Source organism: Micromonospora sp. WMMD975, assembly GCF_029581215.1.
Classification (GTDB): domain Bacteria; phylum Actinomycetota; class Actinomycetes; order Mycobacteriales; family Micromonosporaceae; genus Micromonospora.
This window is the reverse complement of record NZ_CP120739.1, coordinates 681,567-701,060: the sequence shown is the minus strand read 5'-3', so window position 1 is coordinate 701,060 and position 19,494 is coordinate 681,567. Positions and strand designations below refer to the sequence as shown.

Annotated in this window: 22 protein-coding genes; 10 read left to right on the top strand and 12 right to left on the bottom strand. The window is 72.7% G+C overall.

Annotated elements, in window-relative coordinates:
* Window positions 1–30 precede the first annotated feature (30 nt).
* Window positions 31–651, bottom strand: coding sequence for a DUF3710 domain-containing protein (locus tag O7613_RS03220; RefSeq protein ID WP_281584273.1), 621 nt, complete (start codon window positions 649–651; stop codon window positions 31–33).
* A gap of 25 nt (window positions 652–676) precedes the next feature.
* The gene (gene dut / locus O7613_RS03215) at window positions 677–1,174 is read right to left on the bottom strand and encodes a dUTP diphosphatase (protein ID WP_281590432.1); all 498 of its coding nucleotides are present in this window, start codon (window positions 1,172–1,174) and stop codon (window positions 677–679) included.
* A gap of 85 nt (window positions 1,175–1,259) precedes the next feature.
* On the opposite strand from dut, the gene O7613_RS03210 reads away from it, so the two are divergent.
* The gene (locus O7613_RS03210; protein ID WP_282291976.1) at window positions 1,260–1,751 is read left to right on the top strand and encodes a DUF3093 domain-containing protein; all 492 of its coding nucleotides are present in this window, start codon (window positions 1,260–1,262) and stop codon (window positions 1,749–1,751) included.
* A gap of 109 nt (window positions 1,752–1,860) precedes the next feature.
* Here the strand turns inward: O7613_RS03210 and O7613_RS03205 are convergent, their stop codons facing one another.
* Window positions 1,861–2,589, bottom strand: coding sequence for a hypothetical protein (locus O7613_RS03205; RefSeq protein ID WP_282294464.1), 729 nt, complete (start codon window positions 2,587–2,589; stop codon window positions 1,861–1,863).
* A 210-nt stretch (window positions 2,590–2,799) separates the two neighbouring features.
* Entirely contained in the window at window positions 2,800–3,096 is a 297-nt protein-coding gene (locus tag O7613_RS03200) for a DUF4193 domain-containing protein (RefSeq protein ID WP_013284790.1), read from the bottom strand.
* 437 nt (window positions 3,097–3,533) lie between these two features.
* Here O7613_RS03200 and O7613_RS03195 point away from each other — a divergent pair, with 437 nt between their 5' ends.
* On the top strand, window positions 3,534–4,049 hold the full coding sequence (locus O7613_RS03195) for a LytR C-terminal domain-containing protein (RefSeq protein WP_281590435.1): 516 nt from the start codon (window positions 3,534–3,536) through the stop codon (window positions 4,047–4,049).
* A 79-nt stretch (window positions 4,050–4,128) separates the two neighbouring features.
* On the opposite strand, the gene O7613_RS03190 is transcribed toward O7613_RS03195, so the two are convergent.
* Window positions 4,129–4,950, bottom strand: a complete 822-nt coding sequence (locus O7613_RS03190; RefSeq protein ID WP_281584275.1) for an inositol monophosphatase family protein — start codon at window positions 4,948–4,950, stop codon at window positions 4,129–4,131.
* A gap of 286 nt (window positions 4,951–5,236) precedes the next feature.
* Here O7613_RS03190 and O7613_RS03185 point away from each other — a divergent pair, with 286 nt between their 5' ends.
* Window positions 5,237–6,847, top strand: a complete 1,611-nt coding sequence (locus tag O7613_RS03185) for an RNA polymerase sigma factor (protein ID WP_282291975.1) — start codon at window positions 5,237–5,239, stop codon at window positions 6,845–6,847.
* A gap of 247 nt (window positions 6,848–7,094) precedes the next feature.
* Complete coding sequence (locus tag O7613_RS03180) at window positions 7,095–7,328, top strand: hypothetical protein (protein ID WP_278175105.1); 234 nt, start codon at window positions 7,095–7,097, stop codon at window positions 7,326–7,328.
* A 146-nt stretch (window positions 7,329–7,474) separates the two neighbouring features.
* Here the strand turns inward: O7613_RS03180 and O7613_RS03175 are convergent, their stop codons facing one another.
* The 3 genes from O7613_RS03175 to O7613_RS03165 form a co-directional block, all read right to left on the bottom strand.
* Complete coding sequence (locus O7613_RS03175; protein ID WP_282291974.1) at window positions 7,475–9,208, bottom strand: DEAD/DEAH box helicase; 1,734 nt, start codon at window positions 9,206–9,208, stop codon at window positions 7,475–7,477.
* A 181-nt stretch (window positions 9,209–9,389) separates the two neighbouring features.
* Complete coding sequence (locus O7613_RS03170) at window positions 9,390–10,040, bottom strand: TRIC cation channel family protein (RefSeq protein WP_282291973.1); 651 nt, start codon at window positions 10,038–10,040, stop codon at window positions 9,390–9,392.
* Between the two features lie 40 nt (window positions 10,041–10,080).
* Window positions 10,081–10,299: a DUF3039 domain-containing protein gene (locus O7613_RS03165; RefSeq protein WP_091070524.1), complete on the bottom strand. Its 219-nt coding sequence runs from the start codon at window positions 10,297–10,299 to the stop codon at window positions 10,081–10,083.
* Window positions 10,300–10,387: 88 nt separating this feature from the next.
* Here O7613_RS03165 and O7613_RS03160 point away from each other — a divergent pair, with 88 nt between their 5' ends.
* The gene (locus O7613_RS03160; protein WP_282291972.1) at window positions 10,388–11,308 is read left to right on the top strand and encodes a pseudouridine-5'-phosphate glycosidase; all 921 of its coding nucleotides are present in this window, start codon (window positions 10,388–10,390) and stop codon (window positions 11,306–11,308) included.
* Window positions 11,305–12,246, top strand: a complete 942-nt coding sequence (locus O7613_RS03155) for a PfkB family carbohydrate kinase (RefSeq protein WP_281584279.1) — start codon at window positions 11,305–11,307, stop codon at window positions 12,244–12,246. Before O7613_RS03160 ends, O7613_RS03155 begins: the two co-directional genes overlap by 4 nt.
* 39 nt (window positions 12,247–12,285) lie before the next feature.
* Here the strand turns inward: O7613_RS03155 and O7613_RS03150 are convergent, their stop codons facing one another.
* Window positions 12,286–12,642, bottom strand: a complete 357-nt coding sequence (locus O7613_RS03150; protein WP_281584280.1) for a DUF3099 domain-containing protein — start codon at window positions 12,640–12,642, stop codon at window positions 12,286–12,288.
* Window positions 12,643–12,741: 99 nt separating this feature from the next.
* Here O7613_RS03150 and O7613_RS03145 point away from each other — a divergent pair, with 99 nt between their 5' ends.
* Together O7613_RS03145 and O7613_RS03140 are read left to right on the top strand one after the other, a co-directional pair.
* A complete protein-coding gene (locus O7613_RS03145; protein ID WP_281584281.1) occupies window positions 12,742–13,053 on the top strand; it encodes a hypothetical protein in 312 nt (103 codons plus the stop codon).
* On the top strand, window positions 13,043–13,354 hold the full coding sequence (locus O7613_RS03140) for a hypothetical protein (protein ID WP_281584282.1): 312 nt from the start codon (window positions 13,043–13,045) through the stop codon (window positions 13,352–13,354). The genes O7613_RS03145 and O7613_RS03140 overlap by 11 nt, the downstream gene beginning before the upstream one ends.
* 83 nt (window positions 13,355–13,437) lie before the next feature.
* On the opposite strand, the gene O7613_RS03135 is transcribed toward O7613_RS03140, so the two are convergent.
* Entirely contained in the window at window positions 13,438–14,664 is a 1,227-nt protein-coding gene (locus tag O7613_RS03135) for a low temperature requirement protein A (RefSeq protein ID WP_282291970.1), read from the bottom strand.
* Window positions 14,665–14,667: 3 nt separating this feature from the next.
* Window positions 14,668–15,252 (bottom strand): HhH-GPD-type base excision DNA repair protein, encoded by a 585-nt coding sequence (locus tag O7613_RS03130; protein ID WP_281584284.1) that lies wholly within the window; start codon window positions 15,250–15,252, stop codon window positions 14,668–14,670.
* A 144-nt stretch (window positions 15,253–15,396) separates the two neighbouring features.
* Between O7613_RS03130 and O7613_RS03125 the strand changes: the two genes are divergently transcribed.
* Both O7613_RS03125 and O7613_RS03120 read left to right on the top strand, forming a co-directional pair.
* On the top strand, window positions 15,397–16,983 hold the full coding sequence (locus O7613_RS03125; protein ID WP_281584285.1) for a DUF262 domain-containing protein: 1,587 nt from the start codon (window positions 15,397–15,399) through the stop codon (window positions 16,981–16,983).
* A 1-nt stretch (window position 16,984) separates the two neighbouring features.
* The gene (locus tag O7613_RS03120) at window positions 16,985–18,181 is read left to right on the top strand and encodes a HipA domain-containing protein (protein WP_282291968.1); all 1,197 of its coding nucleotides are present in this window, start codon (window positions 16,985–16,987) and stop codon (window positions 18,179–18,181) included.
* 65 nt (window positions 18,182–18,246) lie between these two features.
* Here the strand turns inward: O7613_RS03120 and O7613_RS03115 are convergent, their stop codons facing one another.
* Window positions 18,247–19,467 (bottom strand): S8 family peptidase, encoded by a 1,221-nt coding sequence (locus tag O7613_RS03115; protein WP_282291966.1) that lies wholly within the window; start codon window positions 19,465–19,467, stop codon window positions 18,247–18,249.
* Window positions 19,468–19,494 lie beyond the last annotated feature (27 nt).

Here is a 19,494-nt window from a genome sequence, read left to right as displayed (position 1 = left end):
GCCGACGGACCGGGCCCGGCACGACGTGGCTCAGACCTCCTGCGCGCCGGCCTCCTGCTGCTCGGCCACCTCGCGGGGCAGCCGCAGCGGCAGCGGTTCGCGGACCGGCTTGGCCTCCTGGCCCCGGTCCACCACCAGGCCGTCCAGGCAGGCCGCGAGCGGCCCGGAGGCGGCCGGGTCGGTGGCCGCCTGGCCCTGGAAGACGCCGCGCACCATCCAGCGCGGCCCGTCGATGCCGACGAAACGCAGGTCGGTCACCCCCTCCGGGGTACGCACCCGGGCGCGCAGCTCGGCGCCACGCTCCCCCTCGACCTCCTGGGCCACCGCGCCGTCGTTCGCCAGCGACGTGCGGATCTCCTCGCGCACCTCGTCCCAGATGCCCTCGGAGCGGGGCGCGGCGAACACACCGAGCTGGAGCGCGTTCTGCCCGTGCACCAGCACCACCTGCTGGATCACGCCCTGCGGGTCGGCCTGCACCCGCACCTCCACGTCCGGCACCGCCGGGATCTGGAGGCTGCCCAGGTCGAGCCGGGGCGCGTCGGGCGCCTCGCTGACGTCGTACGGGCCGCGGGCCGGCGCCGCCGGGGTCTCCTCGGCGTCGAGGACCCCGTTGTCACGCGCCTCGTCGGCCCGCTTCCGAGAGAAGATCACTGCGCCCACCCTCCGCTGTTCGCACTCACCCTGCCACCTCTTCGCTCTGCCCGCCGGCCGGAGCCGGAACCAGCCCGGCGTGCCCGCCGGTGGATCCGTGCCCGCCGGTCCCGCGCCGGGACGCGGGCAGCTCGGCCACCGGCGCGAACTCCGCCCGGGCGACCCGCTGGACCACGAGTTGCGCGATCCGGTCGCCCCGGCTGATCCGCGCCGGCGTGTCCCGATCATGGTTGATCAGGTTGACCAGGATCTCACCCCGGTAGCCGGCGTCGACCGTACCGGGCGCGTTGAGCACCGTCACGCCGAGCCTGGCGGCCAGTCCCGACCGGGGGTGGACCAGCCCGACGTACCCCTGCGGCAACGCCACCGCCACCCCGGTGGGCACCAGGGCCCGGCCGCCGGGTGGCAGCTCCACGTCCGCGGCGGCCATCAGGTCCGCGCCGGCGTCGCCGGGATGGGAGTACGCCGGCAGCGGCAACTCCGGGTCGAGCTGCCGTACGGGCACGGGCACCACATCTGTCACGGTCATCCTCTTCCGTCCGGTCCTCGCGGGGTGACCCTGCCATCCTGCCGGTTGACCGGTCGGCGGCGCGCCGTACCCTCGCAGGGTGCGTCAGTCGTCGTCCCCGGCCGCCCCGACGGCCGCCCCCGCGCCCTACGCGGAGCGTCTCGGGCTGCCCTGGTGGGCCTGGCCCGCGGGGCTGGCCGTGGCCGGGTTGCTCGCCGCCGAGCTGTGGCTGGGCGCGACCGGCCTCCGGTCCTGGCTGCCGTTCCTGCTGCTGGTCCCCGGCACGGTGGCCGCCCTGTGGTGGTTGGGCCGGATCCCGGTCGCCGTACGCGACGGCGAGCTGCGGGTCGACGACGCCCACCTGCCGGTGCGGTACGTCGCGGACGCGGTGCCGCTGGACGCCGCCGGCCGGCGCGAGGTGCTCGGCGTCGGCGCCGACCCGCTCGCCTTCGTGGTGCAGCGCCCGTGGATCGGCGGCGCGGTCCAGGTGGTGCTCGACGACCCGGCGGATCCCACCCCGTTCTGGGTGGTCAGCACCCGACGCCCGACGGAGCTGGCCGCCGCGCTGCTGGCCGCCCGCGACGCGGCCTGAGCCCGCCCCACCCCACGGCCGACCTTGCCGGCGATCATGAAGTTAGCGCGTGGGAGAGCGCTCCCCGCCGCCGCCAAGTTCATGATCATCCCCTCGAAGGTGGGGGTGGTCAGGTCGGCTTGCCGGGGAGCCCTCGGGCGGCGTGCCGCAGGTCCTTGCGGAGATGCTCGCCGAGCGCCCGGGTGGCCCGCCGGTTGAGGTAACCGGCCACCGCGGCGCCGGTCAGGAACGGGCCGAGCGTGGTGAGGTTGCGGCCGAATCGACGCAACAGGCTGTCCCGCAACTCGCGGCGGGCGGCGGTGCCCAGCACGGCGCTCACCCCGACGCCGGGCATCATCGGGTTGATCCCCCGTTGGCCGGCCCAGGACTGCACGAGCGCCACGGTGCGCGCGGTCCCACCGGTGGGCAGCGGCATCCGGTGCAGTTCGTGCAGTTCACCGATCAGCTTCAGCTCGATCGCCACCACGGCGACCGTCTCGGCGGCCAGCAGGACCGGCGCGGAGAGCAGGGTGGGCGTGACCGCCCATTCGACCGCCGCGACGCCGCCGCCGGCCGCGCCGATGCCGGCGGTGGCCCGGGACGCGTTGCGGACCAGTCGGTCGGCGAGCGCGTCGTCGTCCAGGCCGGGGAAGTGCCGCCGCAGCGTGGCGAGGTCACGGATCGGCACGTGCGGCGCGACCTCGGCGACGGTGTCCGTCATCCAGCGCAGCGCCGCTCTGGGCTTGAACAGGTCGGTGAGGCCGCGAGCGCGGGCCTGGCCGACCAGCCGGACCAGCAGTTGCCGGCGGCGGGCCGGAGCGATGTCGTCGGCGGTCAGGGCGGCGACCGTGGGGCCCAGTTCCGCGCCGGACGGTGCCGGTCCCGGCTCCGGGGCCGGCGTCCGGTCGGTCTCGTCGGCCCGCTCGCTGCGCTCGCTCACCCGTCCGCCCTCCTCCGCGCGGCGTGGCAGCCGCCCGTACGAGTCAAGCAGCTTCCCGCCACCGTCGCACGGCAGCTCGAACAGCGGCGGCCTCGTCGACGAGGCCGCCGCCGGTGTCCCGGCTCGGGATCAGACGCACTCGCGGCAGATCAGGTCGCCGTTGCGCTCGACCGCCAGCTGGCTGCGGTGGTGGACCAGGAAGCAGCGGGCGCACCTGAACTCGTCCTGCTGCATCGGGAGCACCTTGACCGTGAGCTCTTCGTCGGCCAGGTCGGCGCCGGGCAGCTCGAAGCTCTCGGCCACTTCGGCCTCGTCGACGTCCACGGCGCCCGACTGTGAGTCGACCCGCCGGGCCTTGAGCTCTTCCAGGCTGTCCTCGCCGAGGTCGACCTCGTCGCGACGCGGGGCGTCGTAGTCGGTGGCCATCGGTTTCACTCTCCAATATCGATATGGTCGCTGCCGGTTGTAACGCCGGACGACGCCGTTTCGGTTCCCCTGGCCGGCCACCATCTGTGTCGGGCACCCGACCCGACGACCGTTGGGTCGGGTTCGCCGGAGCGGAACCCCCCGGCGAGCGCGGAACCTTACCCCCCCTTGGGCGAGGCATGTATACCGCCCTCGCGGGAGAGATGTACGCCCCAAAGCCCGAAGTTGTTCCCAATGTGACTCAGGCGACACGAAGATAGGGGTAGTCCTACCCGTTCCTCCGGTGGCGCGCCGGCATGTCGGACTGTTTCCACGCGGGAGCCGGACAAGGGTTAACCTCAGCGGCGTACTTCGACGGCCGACAGACGCGGCCCGACCGCGGCGGCCGCCGCCACCCAATCACTGTCCGGGGAGCGCCCAGGATGAGTTTTGCGCGAGTGCGGGCACTCGTTGTCGTCGGACTGCTGGCGGTCATCGCCCTGGTCTTCGTGTTCATCGCCGTCCTCCGCGACAGTCAGGGCGAGGCCGGCACCGCGGCCGGCTGCCCGGACGGCTGGCCGCTTGTCGACCTGCGGCTGCGCGAGCAGAAAGACGTGAAGATCAACGTCTACAACGCCACCGACGAGGCCGGCCGGGCCAGTGGCGTGGCGGACGACTTCCGCAACCGAAAGTTCCAGGTCAAGAAGGTCGGCAACGAGAAGAAGGAGGTCGACGGCGTGGCGGTGCTGCGCTTCGGCCCGAAGGGTGTCGGCTCGGCCCATCTGCTGCGGGCCTACTTCCTCAACAACGCCGAGCGGGTGTTCCAGCCGGACCGCAAGGACGACACCGTCGACGTGGTCCTCGGCAACGGCTTCCAGCAGCTGGCCACCACCACCGAGGTGAACCAGTCGCTCGGTGACCTGGGTGCTCCCGAGGCTCCGCCCGAGACGTGTCCGATGCCGGTCGAGAAGTGACCGCCGGGCCGGTCCGCCGGCCCCGATGACGACGCGGCCCCCGGACGTTTCAGCCGGGGGCCGCGTCGGCGCATACCGGTCAGGGGCCGCCGGAGGCGTCCAGGTCGGCGAGCCGGGTGTGCAGCGGCGCGTGCAGCGCCGGCGGCGCGGCGAGCACCAGGTCCGGTCCGGCCGGCCGACCGGACAGGCCGGTCACCAGCAGTCCGGCCTCCCGGGCGACCAGCCCGCCCGCGGCGAGGTCCCAGGCGGCCAGCCCCTTCTCGAAGTAGGCGTCCACCCGTCCCTCGGCGGCCAGGCAGAGGTCGAGCGCCGCCGCGCCCATCCGGCGGATGTCCCGCACGTGCCCGATCAGCTCGGCGACCACCCGGGCCTGGTGCGACCGGCGACCGGCGTCGTACCCGAAACCGGTGGCGACGAGCGCCTGTCCCAGGTCGGTCTCGGCGGAGCAGCGCAACCGACGGTCGTCCCGCCAGGCCCCGCCGCCGGCGGTCGCCGTCCACTCTTCGCCGGTGAACACGTTGCGCACCACGCCGGCGACGACCTCGCCGGCCACCTCGGCGGCGAGCGACACCGCGCAGTAGGGCAGGCCGTAGAGGTAGTTCACGGTGCCGTCGATCGGATCGACGATCCACCGCACCCCGTCCGGCGCGGCCGGGCCGGTCACCCCCGCGCCGTACTCCTCGCCGAGCACGGCGTCGCCGGGCCGCCGCTCCCGCAGCGCGTCGCGCACCTGCCGCTCCACCGCCCGGTCGGCGGCGGTGACCACGTCGGTCACCGTGCTCTTGGTCGCGGCCACCGAGACGCCCTCGGCGCGCATCCGGTGGGCGGTGGCGGCGGCGTCCCGGGCCACCTCGACGGCGATCGTGAGCAGTTCCCGCGGCGTGGGCGCCGAGGTGATCATGTTTGTCCCCTTCCCGCGCGATCGGGTCCGCCCGGTCCGCGCGTGGTTATCATCCTTACAAAGTCCACATCTGCGCCGATTCGGCGGTCCCGGACCGGCGGTACGCCGTGCGGCGCGGGATGATCGCGGCAGACGGCGTTACAATTCACCCTGCCCACGCGCCACGGACCGCCAGCGACCGGACGGACCGGGACACGGGGGTTCCTCAAAGACTCGCCCGGCACGGCCGTTCGTGCTGCGCCGGACGACCCGGCCGTGCTCGCTCTTCGCCTCCGGAAGGTCATTCGTGACAGAACCCCGCCAGACCGGCGCCGACGTTCGCTCGCTCACCGACACCCTGATCGCCCACGCGCAGAGCGCCGGCGGCCAGCTCACGTCGGCCCAGCTCGCGCGCACCGTCGAGTCCGCCGAGGTGACCCCGGCCCAGGCCAAGAAGATCCTCCGCGCGCTCTCCGAGGCGGGCGTGACGGTGGTGGTGGACGGCTCCGCCAGCACCCGTCGCCGGGTCGCCGCGGCCCGGTCCGCCACTCCGGCTTCCCGGGCCACCACCGCCAAGACCACCAAGAAGGCCGCCGCGCCCGCCCCGAAGCAGGCGCCCGCCGCCGAGGAGGCCCCCGCTCCGGCGCCACGCAAGGCGACGGCGCGCAAGGCCGCCGGCACCACCGCCGAGGTGGCCGCCAAGGCCGCCGCCCCGGCGAAGGCCACCAGGACGACCCGGGCCACGAAGGCCACCGTGGCCGCCAAGACCGCCGCGGCCAAGCCGGGCAAGGCCGGTGCCAAGAGCGAGGGCGCCGAGGGCGAGGTCGATCCGGAGGAGCTGGCCGCCGAGATCGAGGACGTGGTGGTCGAGGAGCCGGCCGAGCTGGCCCAGGCCGCCGCGGCGGACGCGGCGAGCTCCGCCACCGACAACGACTTCGAGTGGGACGACGAGGAGTCCGAGGCGCTCAAGCAGGCGCGTCGCGACGCCGAGCTGACCGCCTCCGCCGACTCGGTCCGGGCCTACCTGAAGCAGATCGGCAAGGTCCCGCTGCTCAACGCCGAGCAGGAGGTCGAGCTCGCCAAGCGGATCGAGGCCGGCCTCTACGCCGCGGAGCGGCTGCGCGCCGCCGACGAGGGCGAGGAGAAGCTCGTCCGCGACATGCAGCGTGACCTGATGTGGATCTCCCGGGACGGCGAGCGGGCCAAGAACCACCTGCTGGAGGCGAACCTCCGACTGGTGGTCTCGCTGGCCAAGCGCTACACCGGGCGGGGCATGGCCTTCCTCGACCTGATCCAGGAGGGCAACCTCGGCCTCATCCGCGCCGTCGAGAAGTTCGACTACACCAAGGGCTACAAGTTCTCCACGTACGCCACCTGGTGGATCCGCCAGGCCATCACCCGCGCCATGGCCGACCAGGCCCGCACCATCCGCATCCCGGTGCACATGGTCGAGGTGATCAACAAGCTCGGTCGGATCCAGCGCGAGCTGCTCCAGGACCTGGGCCGCGAGCCCACCCCGGAGGAGCTCGCCAAGGAGATGGACATCACACCCGAGAAGGTGCTGGAGATCCAGCAGTACGCTCGGGAGCCCATCTCGCTCGACCAGACCATCGGCGACGAGGGCGACAGCCAACTCGGCGACTTCATCGAGGACTCCGAGGCCGTGGTGGCGGTCGACGCCGTGTCGTTCTCGCTGCTCCAGGACCAGCTCCAGCAGGTCCTCCAGACGTTGTCCGAGCGTGAGGCGGGTGTGGTGCGCCTGCGCTTCGGTCTCACCGACGGCCAGCCCCGCACCCTGGACGAGATCGGCCAGGTGTACGGCGTGACCCGGGAGCGCATCCGGCAGATCGAATCCAAGACCATGTCCAAGTTGCGGCACCCCTCGCGTTCCCAGGTGCTCCGCGACTACCTGGACTGACCGCGCACGTCAACCAGTCGTGTCGGTTTGATCACCAGCCGTAGAACACCGATAGTTGATCCGTCGGTTGCCTGTTTGTGATCGTTGACGTGGCACCCTTGGTGCACGGCACACTGTCTTCCACGCCAGGTGTGACCTCGGTCCCCCGCGGGCACACAGGGAAGGCAGGGCCCGAGATGGGTGTTGCACGATAGGTGAGCAACGACCGACGAGTGTGTTCATCGGTGACGACCAGAGGAGGAAGGCGATGACCCCGACCCTCACGCCGCCGCCCGAGACGGTGAGCCCCCCGGCCGCCGATGAACGGTGCGACCGCTGTAATGCTGCCGGCAAGCTCCGGATCACCCTGTCGGGTGGGAGTGAGCTGGTGTTCTGTGGGCACCACGCGAACAAGTACGCGGAGGATCTCGTGAAGATCACCGTGCGCTACGCGACGGACCCGGAGTTCAGCTGGCGGGGCGCCGATCTGATGGCGAACTGAGCCGACAAACAATCCGCAACGCGACATAACCGGCCGGAGGCACCCACCGCGGGTGCCTCCGGCCGGTTCGTCGTGCCCAGGGCGTGACAGGTGTGCGTTAAGCGGGGCCCCCGCCTCTACCGGAGGCGTTAAGCGGGGCCCCCGCCTTACAGGGTCTGCACGGTGGCGATGCGTTCCTCCAGCTGCTCTATCGTCGCCTGGGCGCTGGGCGGGCCGCCGCACAGCCGGCGCAACTCGGCGTGGATCTTGCCGTGCGGCTGGCCGGTGTGGTGGTGCCGGGCGGCCACCAGGGCGTTCAGCTGCCGCCGTAGGGCCACTCGACGCTGGGCCGCACTCATCGGAGGGGGCGCCGCCACGGGGGCCGCAGCGGCCGGCTCAGCGGTCCGTTGGGCTGCCCGGCGGCGCTGCGCGGCGAGCTGATCGGCCTGCCGCTTGGTCAGCAGCAGCGAAACCTGGTCGGCGGTGAGCAGACCGGGCAGACCGAGATATTCCTCCTCCTCCGGCGTGCCGGCCTGGGCGGCGGTGCCGAACGACGCGCCGTCGAAGATCACCTGGTCCAGCTCGGCGGTCGCGGAGAGCGCGGCGAACCGCTTCTCCAGCTCGCCGCTGGCGCCGTCGTCGCGCTGGGCGCGCTCCAGCAGGTCGTCGTCGAAGCCCTCGCGGTCCTTGGGCTTGCCGAGCACGTGGTCCCGCTCGATCTCCATCTCGCTCGCCAACCCGAGCAGGTGCGGCACGCTCGGCAGGAACACCGAGGCGGTCTCGCCCGGACGGCGGGCCCGGACGAACCGGCCGATCGCCTGCGCGAAGTAGAGCGCGGTGCTGGCGCTCGTCGCGTACACCCCGACGGCCAGCCGGGGGATGTCCACGCCCTCGGACACCATCCGCACCGCCACCAGCCACCGCTGCTCGGACTCCGCGAACGTCGCGATCCGGGCGGACGCGCCCTGGTCGTCGGAGAGCACCACGGCGGCCTTCTCGCCGGTCACCTGCTCCAACAGCTTCGCGTAGGCGCGGGCCACCTGCTGGTCGCTGGCGATCACCAGGCCGCCCGCGTCCGGCATCCCGTTGGCCCGCAGCACGCTCAGCCGGGCGTCGGCGGCGCGCAGCACCTGCGGCATCCAGTCACCGGCCGGATCGAGCGCGGTCCGCCACGCCTGCGCGATCAGGTCCTGCGTCATCGGCTCGCCCAGCCGGGCGGCCAACTCGTCGCCGGCGTTGGTGCGCCACCGGGTCTCCCCGGAGTAGGCCAGGAACAGCACCGGCCGGACCACGCCGTCGCGCAGCGCGTCGGCGTAGCCGTAGACGGAGTCGGCGCGGGACCGCAGCAGCCCGTCCCCGCCCCGTTCGTAGCTGACGAACGGGATCGGGTTGTCGTCGGAGCGGAACGGCGTGCCGGTGAGCATCAGCCGGCGTACCGCGGGCTCGAACGCCGCCTTGACGCCGTCGCCCCACGTCCGGGCGTCGCCGGCGTGATGGATCTCGTCGAGGATGACGAGGGTCCGGCGGGTCATGGTGCGCCGGCGGTGCACCTGCGGCGCCATGCCGACCTGGGCGTAGGTGACCACCGCGCCGTGGAAGTCGGCGGCGGAGTGCAGGTCGGCGTTGCGGAACGCGGCGTCCAACTGGATGCCGACCCGGGCCGCGGCCTGGGCCCACTGGGTCTTCAGGTGCTCGGTCGGCGCGACCACGGTGACCGCCTCGACGGTGCCGTCGGCGAGCAGCTCGGCGGCGATCCGCAGGGCGAAGGTGGTCTTTCCGGCGCCGGGCGTGGCGACCGCGGTGAAGTCCTCGGCCCGGCGGCGCAGGTATTCCACCATCGCCCTGCGCTGCCAGGAACGCAGGGGCGGGAACGTGTCGAGCACCGGCAACCGGGGTGGCACGGTCAGCTCCTCTCCGCCGCGGACGGCGACGGGCCCGACCGGGGCCACCGGGGGCCGCCGCCCATGAAAACGCCCTCGCGCATCCCGTGCCGCGAAGGCCGACTCAGCATAACCAGCGGAGACGTTCCGCCCCACCCGACGCCACGCCTGTCACATCCGCCCAACCCGGTGCGGGAGGGCACTACCGCTCCGGTCCGCGCGCGCCGGTGCGCGGCGGGCGCAGCGTCGCCACCGGAGCGGACCAGCGCCGGCGCAGCGAGATCAGGCGCAGCCCGAAGACGAAGACCGCCGCTCCGGTGAGCGTCGGCGCGGTGGCCTGTCCGTACGTCGACAGCAGCGCCACCATGATCGAGCCGGCGAGCGCGGCCACGGCGTAGATCTCCCGGCGCAGCACCACCGGGATCTCACCGGTGAGCAGGTCCCGGCCGAGGCCACCGCCGATCGCGGTGAGCATGCCGATCATGCAGGCGCCGACGGCCGGCACGTGCGCGTCGAGCGCCTTGAGCGTGCCGGTGACGGTGAACAGGGCCAGCCCGGCCGCGTCGAGCACCAGCACGGTGGTGCGCAGGCGGGCGAGCTGGGGATGCGACCGGAACACGACGGCGGCGACGACCGCCGCGGTGACCGCGTACCGCCAGTCGGCGAACGCCAGCGGGGGTACCTCGTCGATGACCAGGTCGCGGAAGATCCCACCGCCGAGGGCGGCGACCACGCCGACGAAGACCACCCCGAACAGGTCGAGCCGTTTGACCACCGCCGCGGAGGCGCCGGAGGCGGCGAAGACCGCCACGCCGGTGAGGTCGGCGAGGAGCAGGGCGGTGGAGGTGGTCACCGCCGCAGGTTACGTGGGCGGGCGGCGGAGCCGCCCGCGGTCACTCGCCCCAGGACTCGTAGATCTCCTTGCACTTCGGGCAGACCGGGGAACCGGGCTTGGCGGCCTTGGTCACCGGGAAGGTCTCCCCGCACAACGCGATGACGTACGTGCCCATGACCGCGCTCTCGGCGATCTTGTCCTTACGCACGTAGTGGAACATCTCAGGGCCGGTGTCGGCGTCCTTCTGCTCCGGGCGTTCGAGAATCTCAGTGCTCACGTCCCCACCTCCGGCTTCCCAGTTTTGCAGGCCGGCCGGGTCGGGTCCACCACAGGCCACCCGGCGGGCGGCCCGTACCGTAACGGACGTGACCAACTTTCGCATCAGCCTCGGTGGTGAGGTGGCCGACGCCCTGCGCGCCGGGCGTCCGGTCGTCGCGCTGGAGAGCACCATCGTCTCGCACGGACTCCCCCGACCGGACAACCTGCGCGTGGCGCGGCAGATCGAGCAGGCGGTCCGCGACGCGGGCGCGGTCCCGGCCACCATCGGCATGGTCGGCGGCGAGCTGCGGGTCGGCCTGGACGACGCCCAACTCACCCGCCTCGCCACGGTCGACGGAGTGAGCAAGCTCTCGGTCCGCGACCTGGCACCGGCGGCGGCGACCGGCGCGGACGGCGCCACCACGGTCGCGGCCACCAGCGCGGTGGCGGCGGCGGCCGGGATCGACCTGTTCGCCACCGGCGGGCTGGGCGGCGTGCACCGGGAGGCGGCGCAGACGTTCGACGAGTCGGCCGACCTGGTCACGCTGGCCCGTACCCCGATCACGGTGGTGTGCGCCGGGGTGAAGTCGATCCTCGACACCGGCGCCACCCTGGAACGGCTGGAGACGCTGGGGGTGGGCGTGGTGGGTTACCGCACCCGCCGGTTCCCCGGGTTCTATCTCACCGACTCCGGCTTCGACCTGGACTGGTCGGTGGACTCCCCGGAGCGGATGGCCGACGTGCTGGCCGCCCGGGCGGCGCACGGCGTGCACCGGGGTGGGCTGGTGGTGGCCAACCCGCTGCCGGCCGACGAGCAGCTCGACCCGGCGCTGCACGACCGCACACTCGCCGACGGGCTGGCCGCGCTGGCCCGCGAGGGGATCACCGGCAAGGCCGTCACCCCGTTCCTGCTGGCCCACTTCCACTCCGCCACCGAGGGCGCCAGCCTGACGGTGAACGTCCGGATCATCCTGCGTAACGCCGACCTGGCGGCGCGGATCGCGGTCGCCGCGGCCGGCACCCCATGAGCGGACGCACCGAGCGCCGTGAGCCCACTCCCGGTCTTCCGGGCGCGGGTTCCCCGCGCGTCGTCGTGGTGGGCGACGTGATCACCGACGTGGTCGCGATGCTGTCCGGGCCGCTCGCGACCGGCTCGGACACCGCCGCCGGGATCCGGTTCAGCGGCGGCGGGCAGGCGGCCAACACCGCGGCCTGGCTCGCCGGCCAGGGCGCGGCCGTGACGCTCGTGGCCGCCGTGGGCGACGACGAGACCGGCCGGGAACGGGTCGCCGAGCTGACCCGGGTCGGCGTGGAGTGCGCGGTGGAGCGGCACGAGGGCTACCCGACCGGCACGGTGATCGTGCTCGCCCACGACGGGGAGCGCACCATGATCAGCCAGCGGGGCGCGAACCTGCGGCTGACCGCGGCGCACGTGGACACCGCCCTGGCCGCGGCGCCCGACGCCGGGCATCTGCACCTGTCCGCGTACACCCTGTTGGACGTCGGGTCGCGCGGCGCGGGCCTGCGCGCGCTGGCCGCCGCCCGCGAACGCGGGCTGACCGTCAGCGTCGACGCGGCCTCCGCGGCGCCGTTGCGGCGCGTCGGCGGGTCGTTCCTGACCTGGGTACGCGACGTCGACCTGCTGCTTGTCAACACGGACGAGGCGACGGTGCTGGCCGGCGGCCTGGACCCGGCGGCGCAGGCGCGGGCGTTGACCTCGGTGGCGCACCGGGTGGTGGTCAAACGCGGCGCGGCCGGGGCGGTCTGGGTGGAGCGCGGCGGTCGGGTGGAGGCGGCCCCGGCGCCCGGGGTGGCCGTGGTGGACGTGACCGGCGCGGGGGACGCGTTCGCCGCCGGGCTGCTCACCGCCTGGCTGGCCGGCGCCGGTCCGCGTGCCGCCCTGGCCCGCGCCGGCGACCTCGGCGCCCTGGCCGTGACCACGGTGGGCGCCCGACCCACGCCCTGAGCCGGCGGACCGGTCCGGGCGTCGACGCGGCCGGACCGGTCAGGGCTCGGCGTCGATGACCTTGTGCGCGCGTTCCTCGGTGGGCAGTGCCATCGGCGGGGTCTCGTCCCGGCCCCGGTGCTGGAAGCGGGTGGCCAGCCGGTGCTCCTCCTTGGGCGGGCGGTCGTTCGCGAGCAGCACCGCGAGCCACGGGATGAGCACCATGCCGAGGGCGCAGAGCGGCAGCCAGAGCCAGAGCAGCGGGGCCTTGACGCCGACCAGGATCGCGCCCGCCACCAGGCAGGCGACCCGGACGGCCATCATCAGCACGTAGCGCTTCTGCCGGCTGTTGAGCTGGTCGTCCTGGCTGCGCCGGGCGTCGGTGATCAGGATCGGCTGGTAGGCCTGACGCTTCACCACTGACCTCCTACGAGGGGATACGCCCCATCCTGTCACTACCCGCGGGCGATCGACCAAGATCCGGCCACGTGTTACGCCCGTGGTACGCTGCGTCCTGTGGCCAACCGGTTCAGCTTCACCGACGAGGCGCTGGCGAACCTGCGGGTCTACGACGTCACACCCGGGGAAGTCTGGGAGGCCCTGCACAGCCACCGCCGGGTCATCCGGCACCTCGGCGACGACGTCATGGTGGTCTACGCCACCGACCACCGCGGCCGGCGTCTCGCCGTGCTGCTGGCCGAGGCCGACGGCACCGACAACGACTGGGACATCCTCTCCGCCCGCGAACTGAGCGACGTCGAGGCCAAGCGCTACGACGACGCGGTGCGGAGGTCACGCCGACGAGGAGGCGGTCACCATGCACCGTGACGAGGCGACCAAGCGGTTCCACGCCGGTGGCGACGGGTTCGCCGACCTGATCGACGAGACGTCGCCGGCGCAGCTGCCCACCCCCGACACCGACGTGCCGATGGTCAGCCGGTCGGTACGCCTCCCGCTGGAGACGTACGACCGGGTCCGGGCCGCCGCCGACGCGCGCGGCATCGGCGTGACCACGCTGATGCGGCAGTGGATCGAGGCCGGCCTGGCCGACCTGGACGACTCGGCCACGGTCTCGCTCGCGGACGTGCGCCGCGCGCTGGCCTCGCTGTCCCGCCCCAACGCCGCCTGAACGTTCACGCCCCGGGCCCCGGCCTGAACGTTCACGCCTCGGGCCCGGCCTGAGCGCTCACGCCTCGGGCCCCGCCTGAGCGCTCACGCCTCGGGCCCGGCCTCGCCGATGGCCTCCCGCCCGACCGGCGAGGCGGAGGACTCCGGCGGCCGTCCCCGGGCGCGCCGCGCGTCCGCGAGGACGACGAGCGCCAGCACGCCGGCCACCACGCCGAGCGCCAGCAGGGCCGGCCCGGCGGTCAGCACGGGCGCGAGCAGCAGCAGCGCCACCAGCGCGACCACTCGGGAGCGGGAGACCCGGCCGAAGATCTCGTACTCGAAGCGGGAGCGGGCGACCAGGAAGACCACCGGGCCGCCCACCACGAAGACCAGCCGGCCCGGATCGGCCGCCACGAACGGGTGGGCGATGACCAACTCGTAGCCGACCGCGGCGCTCAGCACGCCGAGCACCATGAACAGGTGGGTCTGTGCGGCCGACTCGGCCAGCCGCCCCGGCGTGCCGGCCAGCCGCAACGCCTCCGCGAGCAGGTACCCGGCCCGGTGGAAGTAGAGCCGCCAGAGCAACGCGGTGACACCGAACGCGAGCGCGAACGCGGCGGCCGACCGGGCGGAGAACCGCTCCCCGCTGTAGGACACGCCGATCACCAGGATCGACTCGCCGAGCGCGATCAGGAAGATCTGCTGGTAACGCTCGGCCAGATGCTCACCGGCAAGCAGCCAGCTCCGGATGCGGGACGCCCCGAGCCGGGGCAACGGCCAGCCCAGGAACGCGCCCAGATAGTCCACCGCCAACGCGACCACCCACAGCGGCAGGCGCAGGTCGGGCACCAGCGCGCCGGCCAGCCAGAGCGGTGTGGTCGCCACCGCCCAGCCGACCAGCCGCACCGGCACCATCCGCCGCGGGTGCCCGCGCAACGCCGCCACCAACACCAGCGGACGCCCGACCATGATCACCACGTACGCGAGCGCGAACGCCAGCGCCCGTTCCTCAAGCGCGCGGGGAAGCGTCACCCCGAGCACCAGGCTGCCGAACATGACGCCGACCACGACCGCCTGGATGACCACGCGCTCCGGCTCGTACCGGCTGGTCACCCAGGTGGTGATGGTCCAGACGTGCCAGAGCACCAGGAAGAGCAGCAGCGTCCGCCCGACGTCGGCCGCCATGTGCCCACCGTCGACGTCGGCCACCATGCGCTGCGACACCCGGGTCAGCGCGAAGACGAAGACCAGGTCGAAGAAGAGCTCCAGGAAGGTGGCCCGGTTGGGGCTGGACATGGTGCGCAGCAGCCCCCCGCCCCGCTGCTCGCTCACGCCTCAGCCCTTCGCGGCCTTCGCCTCCGCCTTCGCCCGCTGCTTGAACTCGCGTACCCGGCGCAGCGACTCCGGGTCGGTCACGTCCGCCACCGACCGGTACGCCTCCGCGTCGCCGTAGTCGCCGGCCGCCTCGCGCCAGCCCGCCGGGGTGACCCCGAACCGCTTGCCGAGCAACGCGACGAAGATCTGCGCCTTCTGCCGACCGAAGCCCGGCAGCTCGGCGACCCGGCGCAACAGCTCCCGGCCGTCGGTCACGTCCGACCAGAGCCGGGCCGGGTCGCCGTCGTAGCGTTCCACGAGCGCCCGGCAGACCTCCTGCGTCCGGGCCGCCATCGCCTTGGGGAAGCGGTGCAGCGCCGGCGGCCCGGCGAACAGCTCCACAAGCGCCTCCGGGTCGTACCCGGCCAGTTCCCGGGCGTCCGGCTCGTGGCCGAGCCGCTGCGCCAGCACGTACGGCGAGGAGAACGCCTTCTCCATCGGCACCTGCTGGTCCAGCACCATGCCGAGGAGCAGCGCCAGCGTGTTCCGGTGGAGGAAGTCATTCGCGGCGGGATCGATAGGCAAGGACAACGTCATGACAGACATGGTCCCGCAACAGACCCCGCCGACCATGCGGGTTCGACGAGACACGCACTCGCCCCTGCCCGCGCCGCGGCGACACCGAGCGCATGGACGGGTCGGAAGGACCGGAACGGTTACCCTCGGTGCGTCGTCCCAACGGAGGTTGCCGTGCCGAGTCTGGAGAGACCCCGCGTCGAGTACCGCACACCGGAAGACCTGGTCCGGGACGTCAGGGCGGGACTGGTGCGGATCCCACCCTTCCAGCGCTCGTTCAAGTGGGAGGGCACGGACATCGTCCGGCTCTTCGACAGCCTGCTGCGCGGTTTCCCGATCGGTAATCTGCTCCTCTGGCAACGTCCGGCACCGGCCCAACGGCTTCAGGTCGGGCCGCTGGACGTCCAGGCGCCAGAAACCGCCTCGGCGCTCTGGGTCGTTGACGGCCAGCAGCGCATCGTGTCTCTTGTCGGAGCGCTGACCAGGGCGGATAGCGCTGTCGACCCCCGCTTCCGAGTGCATCTCGACCTCGACACCGGCGAATTCCACACCGCGGGCGCACGTCAGCGCACGCCACGGCCCTGGATCCCGGTGAGTTTCCTGCTGGACACCGCGGTCCTGCTGCGCTGGATGCGGGACAACTCCGGCTGGCTCTCCGAGGCTCAGCTCGCGCTGGCCGACCAGGCCGCCAAGGCGATCCGCGAATATCAGATCCCGACCTATGTCGTGCATTCGGCAGATGAGAACGCCCTGCTCGAGATCTTCACGCGCATGAACACCACCGGCAAACGATTGACCAAGTCCGAGGTGTTCCAGGCGTTGCACGCCGGTGCCGTTGGCGGCGAGTTGAGCACCCTGCACGATCTCGGCCGGGTGCCCGCCACTCAGGGTTTCGGCGCGCTCGACGATCGGCTGACCCTGCGCTGTGTCCTCGCCTACCGGGGTGGAGACATCTTCCGCGAGGACTTCCGCCAGGAGTTCGGGCCGCAGGACGACCCGGCCGAGACGCTGCGGGACGTGGCCGCGCGGCTGCGTGAGGCGGTCGACTTCCTTCGCGGCCCCTGCGGCATCCCGCACATCAGGCTGCTGCCCTACTCCCACGTGCTGCCGATCCTGGTTCGCTTCATCCGTCTGCACGGGGTGCCGACCGGCCGACCGGCGACCCTGCTCCGCAGGTGGGTGTGGCGCAGCGCGGTCGCCGGCAGCCGGGCCCGCGGTGTGGGCGTCGCCGACGTACGCAACCAGGTGGAGGCGGTCGACGCGGCCGACCCGCAGACCGCGGCGATGAGCGTGCTCCGGCAGGTGCAGCAGTTCCCGGACTTCGTCGCGGAGCTGGACAAGGTCCACTTCAATCACGCGATGACGAAGCTCAACACGTTGGGGCTTCTCTCCGCCGAGCCGCGCGACCCGGCGAGCGGAGAAATTCTCAACGTGACCCGCCTGCTCGATCACGGAAGCCCGCTGCGTCCGTTTCTCCCCGACGACGGACCTGCCAGGCAGACGATCGCCAACCGACTCGTCCTGCCAGCCGGGGAGCGTCTGACGGCGGACCTCATGGCGACCGTCTCACCGACGGTCGCGGCCAGTCATCTGATCGACGAGGCCGCGCAGGAGCGCCTGGCGCGCGCGGACTGGGATGGCTTCCTCCACCTTCGGGGAGGCGTGTGCGAGCGGACCATCACCGACCACGTCAACCGGATGGCCGAGTGGGGCGCGCGGGACGGGCGGGCCACGGCCGACATCCTCCGGCAGGTCGCCTGAGATGGCCGAGGTCACCGCGCAGGTGCGGCTGCACGGCCGTCGGGTCGGCGAGCTGAGTTTCCGACAGGGAGGCTCGGAGTTCAGCTACGACGACGACCTCGCCTCGCCTCGCCATCAGGTGCTGGGGCAGATCTTCGAGGACGATCCGCGGGCGATCCGACGGGCCCGCGTCGGCGTGCCCGCCTGGTTCGCGAACCTGCTACCGGAAGGGGCGCTCCGCCGCCAGATCGTCCGGGAGCTGGGAGGTGGGAACGTCGGCGACTTCACCCTGCTGCTGCGCGTGGGCGGCGACCTACCGGGCGCGGTGACGGTGCACGCCGACACCGAGCCCGAGGATGATGTCCTCCCGGACACGCCAGGGGAGGCCGATCATCCGCTCCGGCACTCCCTGGCGGGCGTGCAGCTGAAGTATTCGATCTCCGCGGAGCGATTGGCCGTTCCGGTCAGCGGGCAGGGCGGGTGGTGGATCGTGAAACTGCCCGACCACGGGCTGCGGGACCTGCCGGTCAACGAATACCTCACCATGAGCTGGCTACGGTCGGCTGATTTCCCGGTGCCACCGGTGCGCCTGATCCGCGCCGACGAGGTCAAGGGCCTCTCCGACGGCATGGTGGATCCGAACGATCTCGTCTACCTCATCCAGCGGTTCGACCGGTCCTCCGCCGGACGGATCCACGCCGAGGACTTCGCCCAGGTCGCCGACATCGAACCGATGTTCAAGTACAGCGAGTCGGGCACCTCGTACGACACCCTGGCCGCGGTCATCCTTCAACTGACCGGCGAGGAGGGCTATCTCGACTTCGTCCGCCGGCTCGCCGCGATGCTTGTGGTCGGGAACACCGACGGGCACCTGAAGAACTGGGGACTGGTCTATCCGGACGGCCGGACGCCACGGCTCGCCCCGGTCTACGACTTCCACTCACTCTCGGTGTATTCGCGCTACCGGTGGTCGCCCTTGGCGCTCAGTCTCGGCAGCGAGACGGTTCCGGCGCTGATCGACCACGAGCACTTCCGCCGGTTGGCGGAGATCGTCGGCGGAGATCCGGAAGCCACGTCGGAGGCGATCTCCCAGACGGTCAGCCAACTGCGGGACGCCTGGCACGGTGGGCTGGCGGACGAGGCTCGGAGCCGATTTCCCGCCCTGGCCGACCACTACTCCCAACGGCTTGAGACGTTGCCGATCTGCCGTTCCCGGTAGCGGGTTCGGCGCGGCCCGGTGGACTCCGCTGGGGGTCCACCGGGCCGCGCGGCCTGCGGAAAGCGTCAGTTCACCACGAAGAGCAGCCGGTTCGGCGAGCCGGAGCCCGGGTTGGTCACCTTGCCGGTGGTGGCGTTGCTGGTCAGGTAGCTGGCGACCTGCGCCGGGGAGTAGGACGGGTTCGCGGACAGCACCAGCGCCGCCGCGCCGGCCACGTGCGGCGAGGCCATCGAGGTCCCGCTGATCGTGTTGGTCGCGCTGTCGCTGGTCCGCCAGGCCGAGGTGATCGACGAGCCCGGGGCGAAGATGTCCACGCAGGAGCCGTAGTTCGAGTACGAGGCACGCGCGTCGGTGCTGGTGGTGGCGCCCACCGTGATCGCCGAGGCGACCCGCGACGGCGAGGAGTTGCAGGCGTTGGCGCTGGAGTTGCCGGCCGCCAGCGCGTAGGTGATGCCGGAGCTGATCGAGTTGGCCACCGCGTTGTCGAGCGAGGTGCTGACACCGCCACCGAGGCTCATGTTGGCCACGGCCGGCTTGACCGCGTTCGAGGTGACCCAGTTGACGCCGTTGACCACGCCGGCGGTGGTGCCGCTGCCGGAGCAGTTGAGCACCTTCACCGCGATCAGGCGTACGCCCTTGGCCACGCCGTACGTGCTGCCGCCGACAGTGCCGGCGACGTGCGTGCCGTGGCCGTTGCAGTCGGTGTTGTTGCTGTCCACCGTGTTGGTGCCCCAGGTGGCCCGGCCGCCGAACTGGCTGTGCGTGGTCCGGATGCCGGTGTCGATGATGTAGGCGCGCACGTTGGTGGCGGTGTTCGGGTAGGTGTAGGTGCTGTTGAGCGGCAGGTTGCGCTGGTCGATCCGGTCCAGCCCCCAGGTGGCGCCGGTCTGGGTGCCCTGCACTGTCATCCGCCGGTCCTGCTCGACGTACGCGACGGCCGGGTCGGCGGCGAGCCGACGTGCCTGTCCGGCGCTCATCTTTGCGCTGTAGCCGGTGAGCGCGGCGCTCCACACCGCGCCGACGCTGCCGCCGTACCGCTTGGTCAGGCCGGCCGCCCGGTCCGGCACGGCGGTGCGGGCGGTACGGCTGTTCGCGGCGCCGACCGCGTCGCCCTTGAGCATGACCAGGTAGCTGCCGCTGACGGCGTCGGCCGCGCCGGCGTACCGGATCTGGCCGGTCGGCGCGGCGAGGGCCGGGGTGGATGCGGCGGCGGTGAGGGCCGCGGCGGCGGCCGTGACGGCGAGCGCGCGCAGCGCACGACGCCGGGGAACGGACACGTCGGGCATGTTCTGGCTCCCTACCGGGCGGGCCGG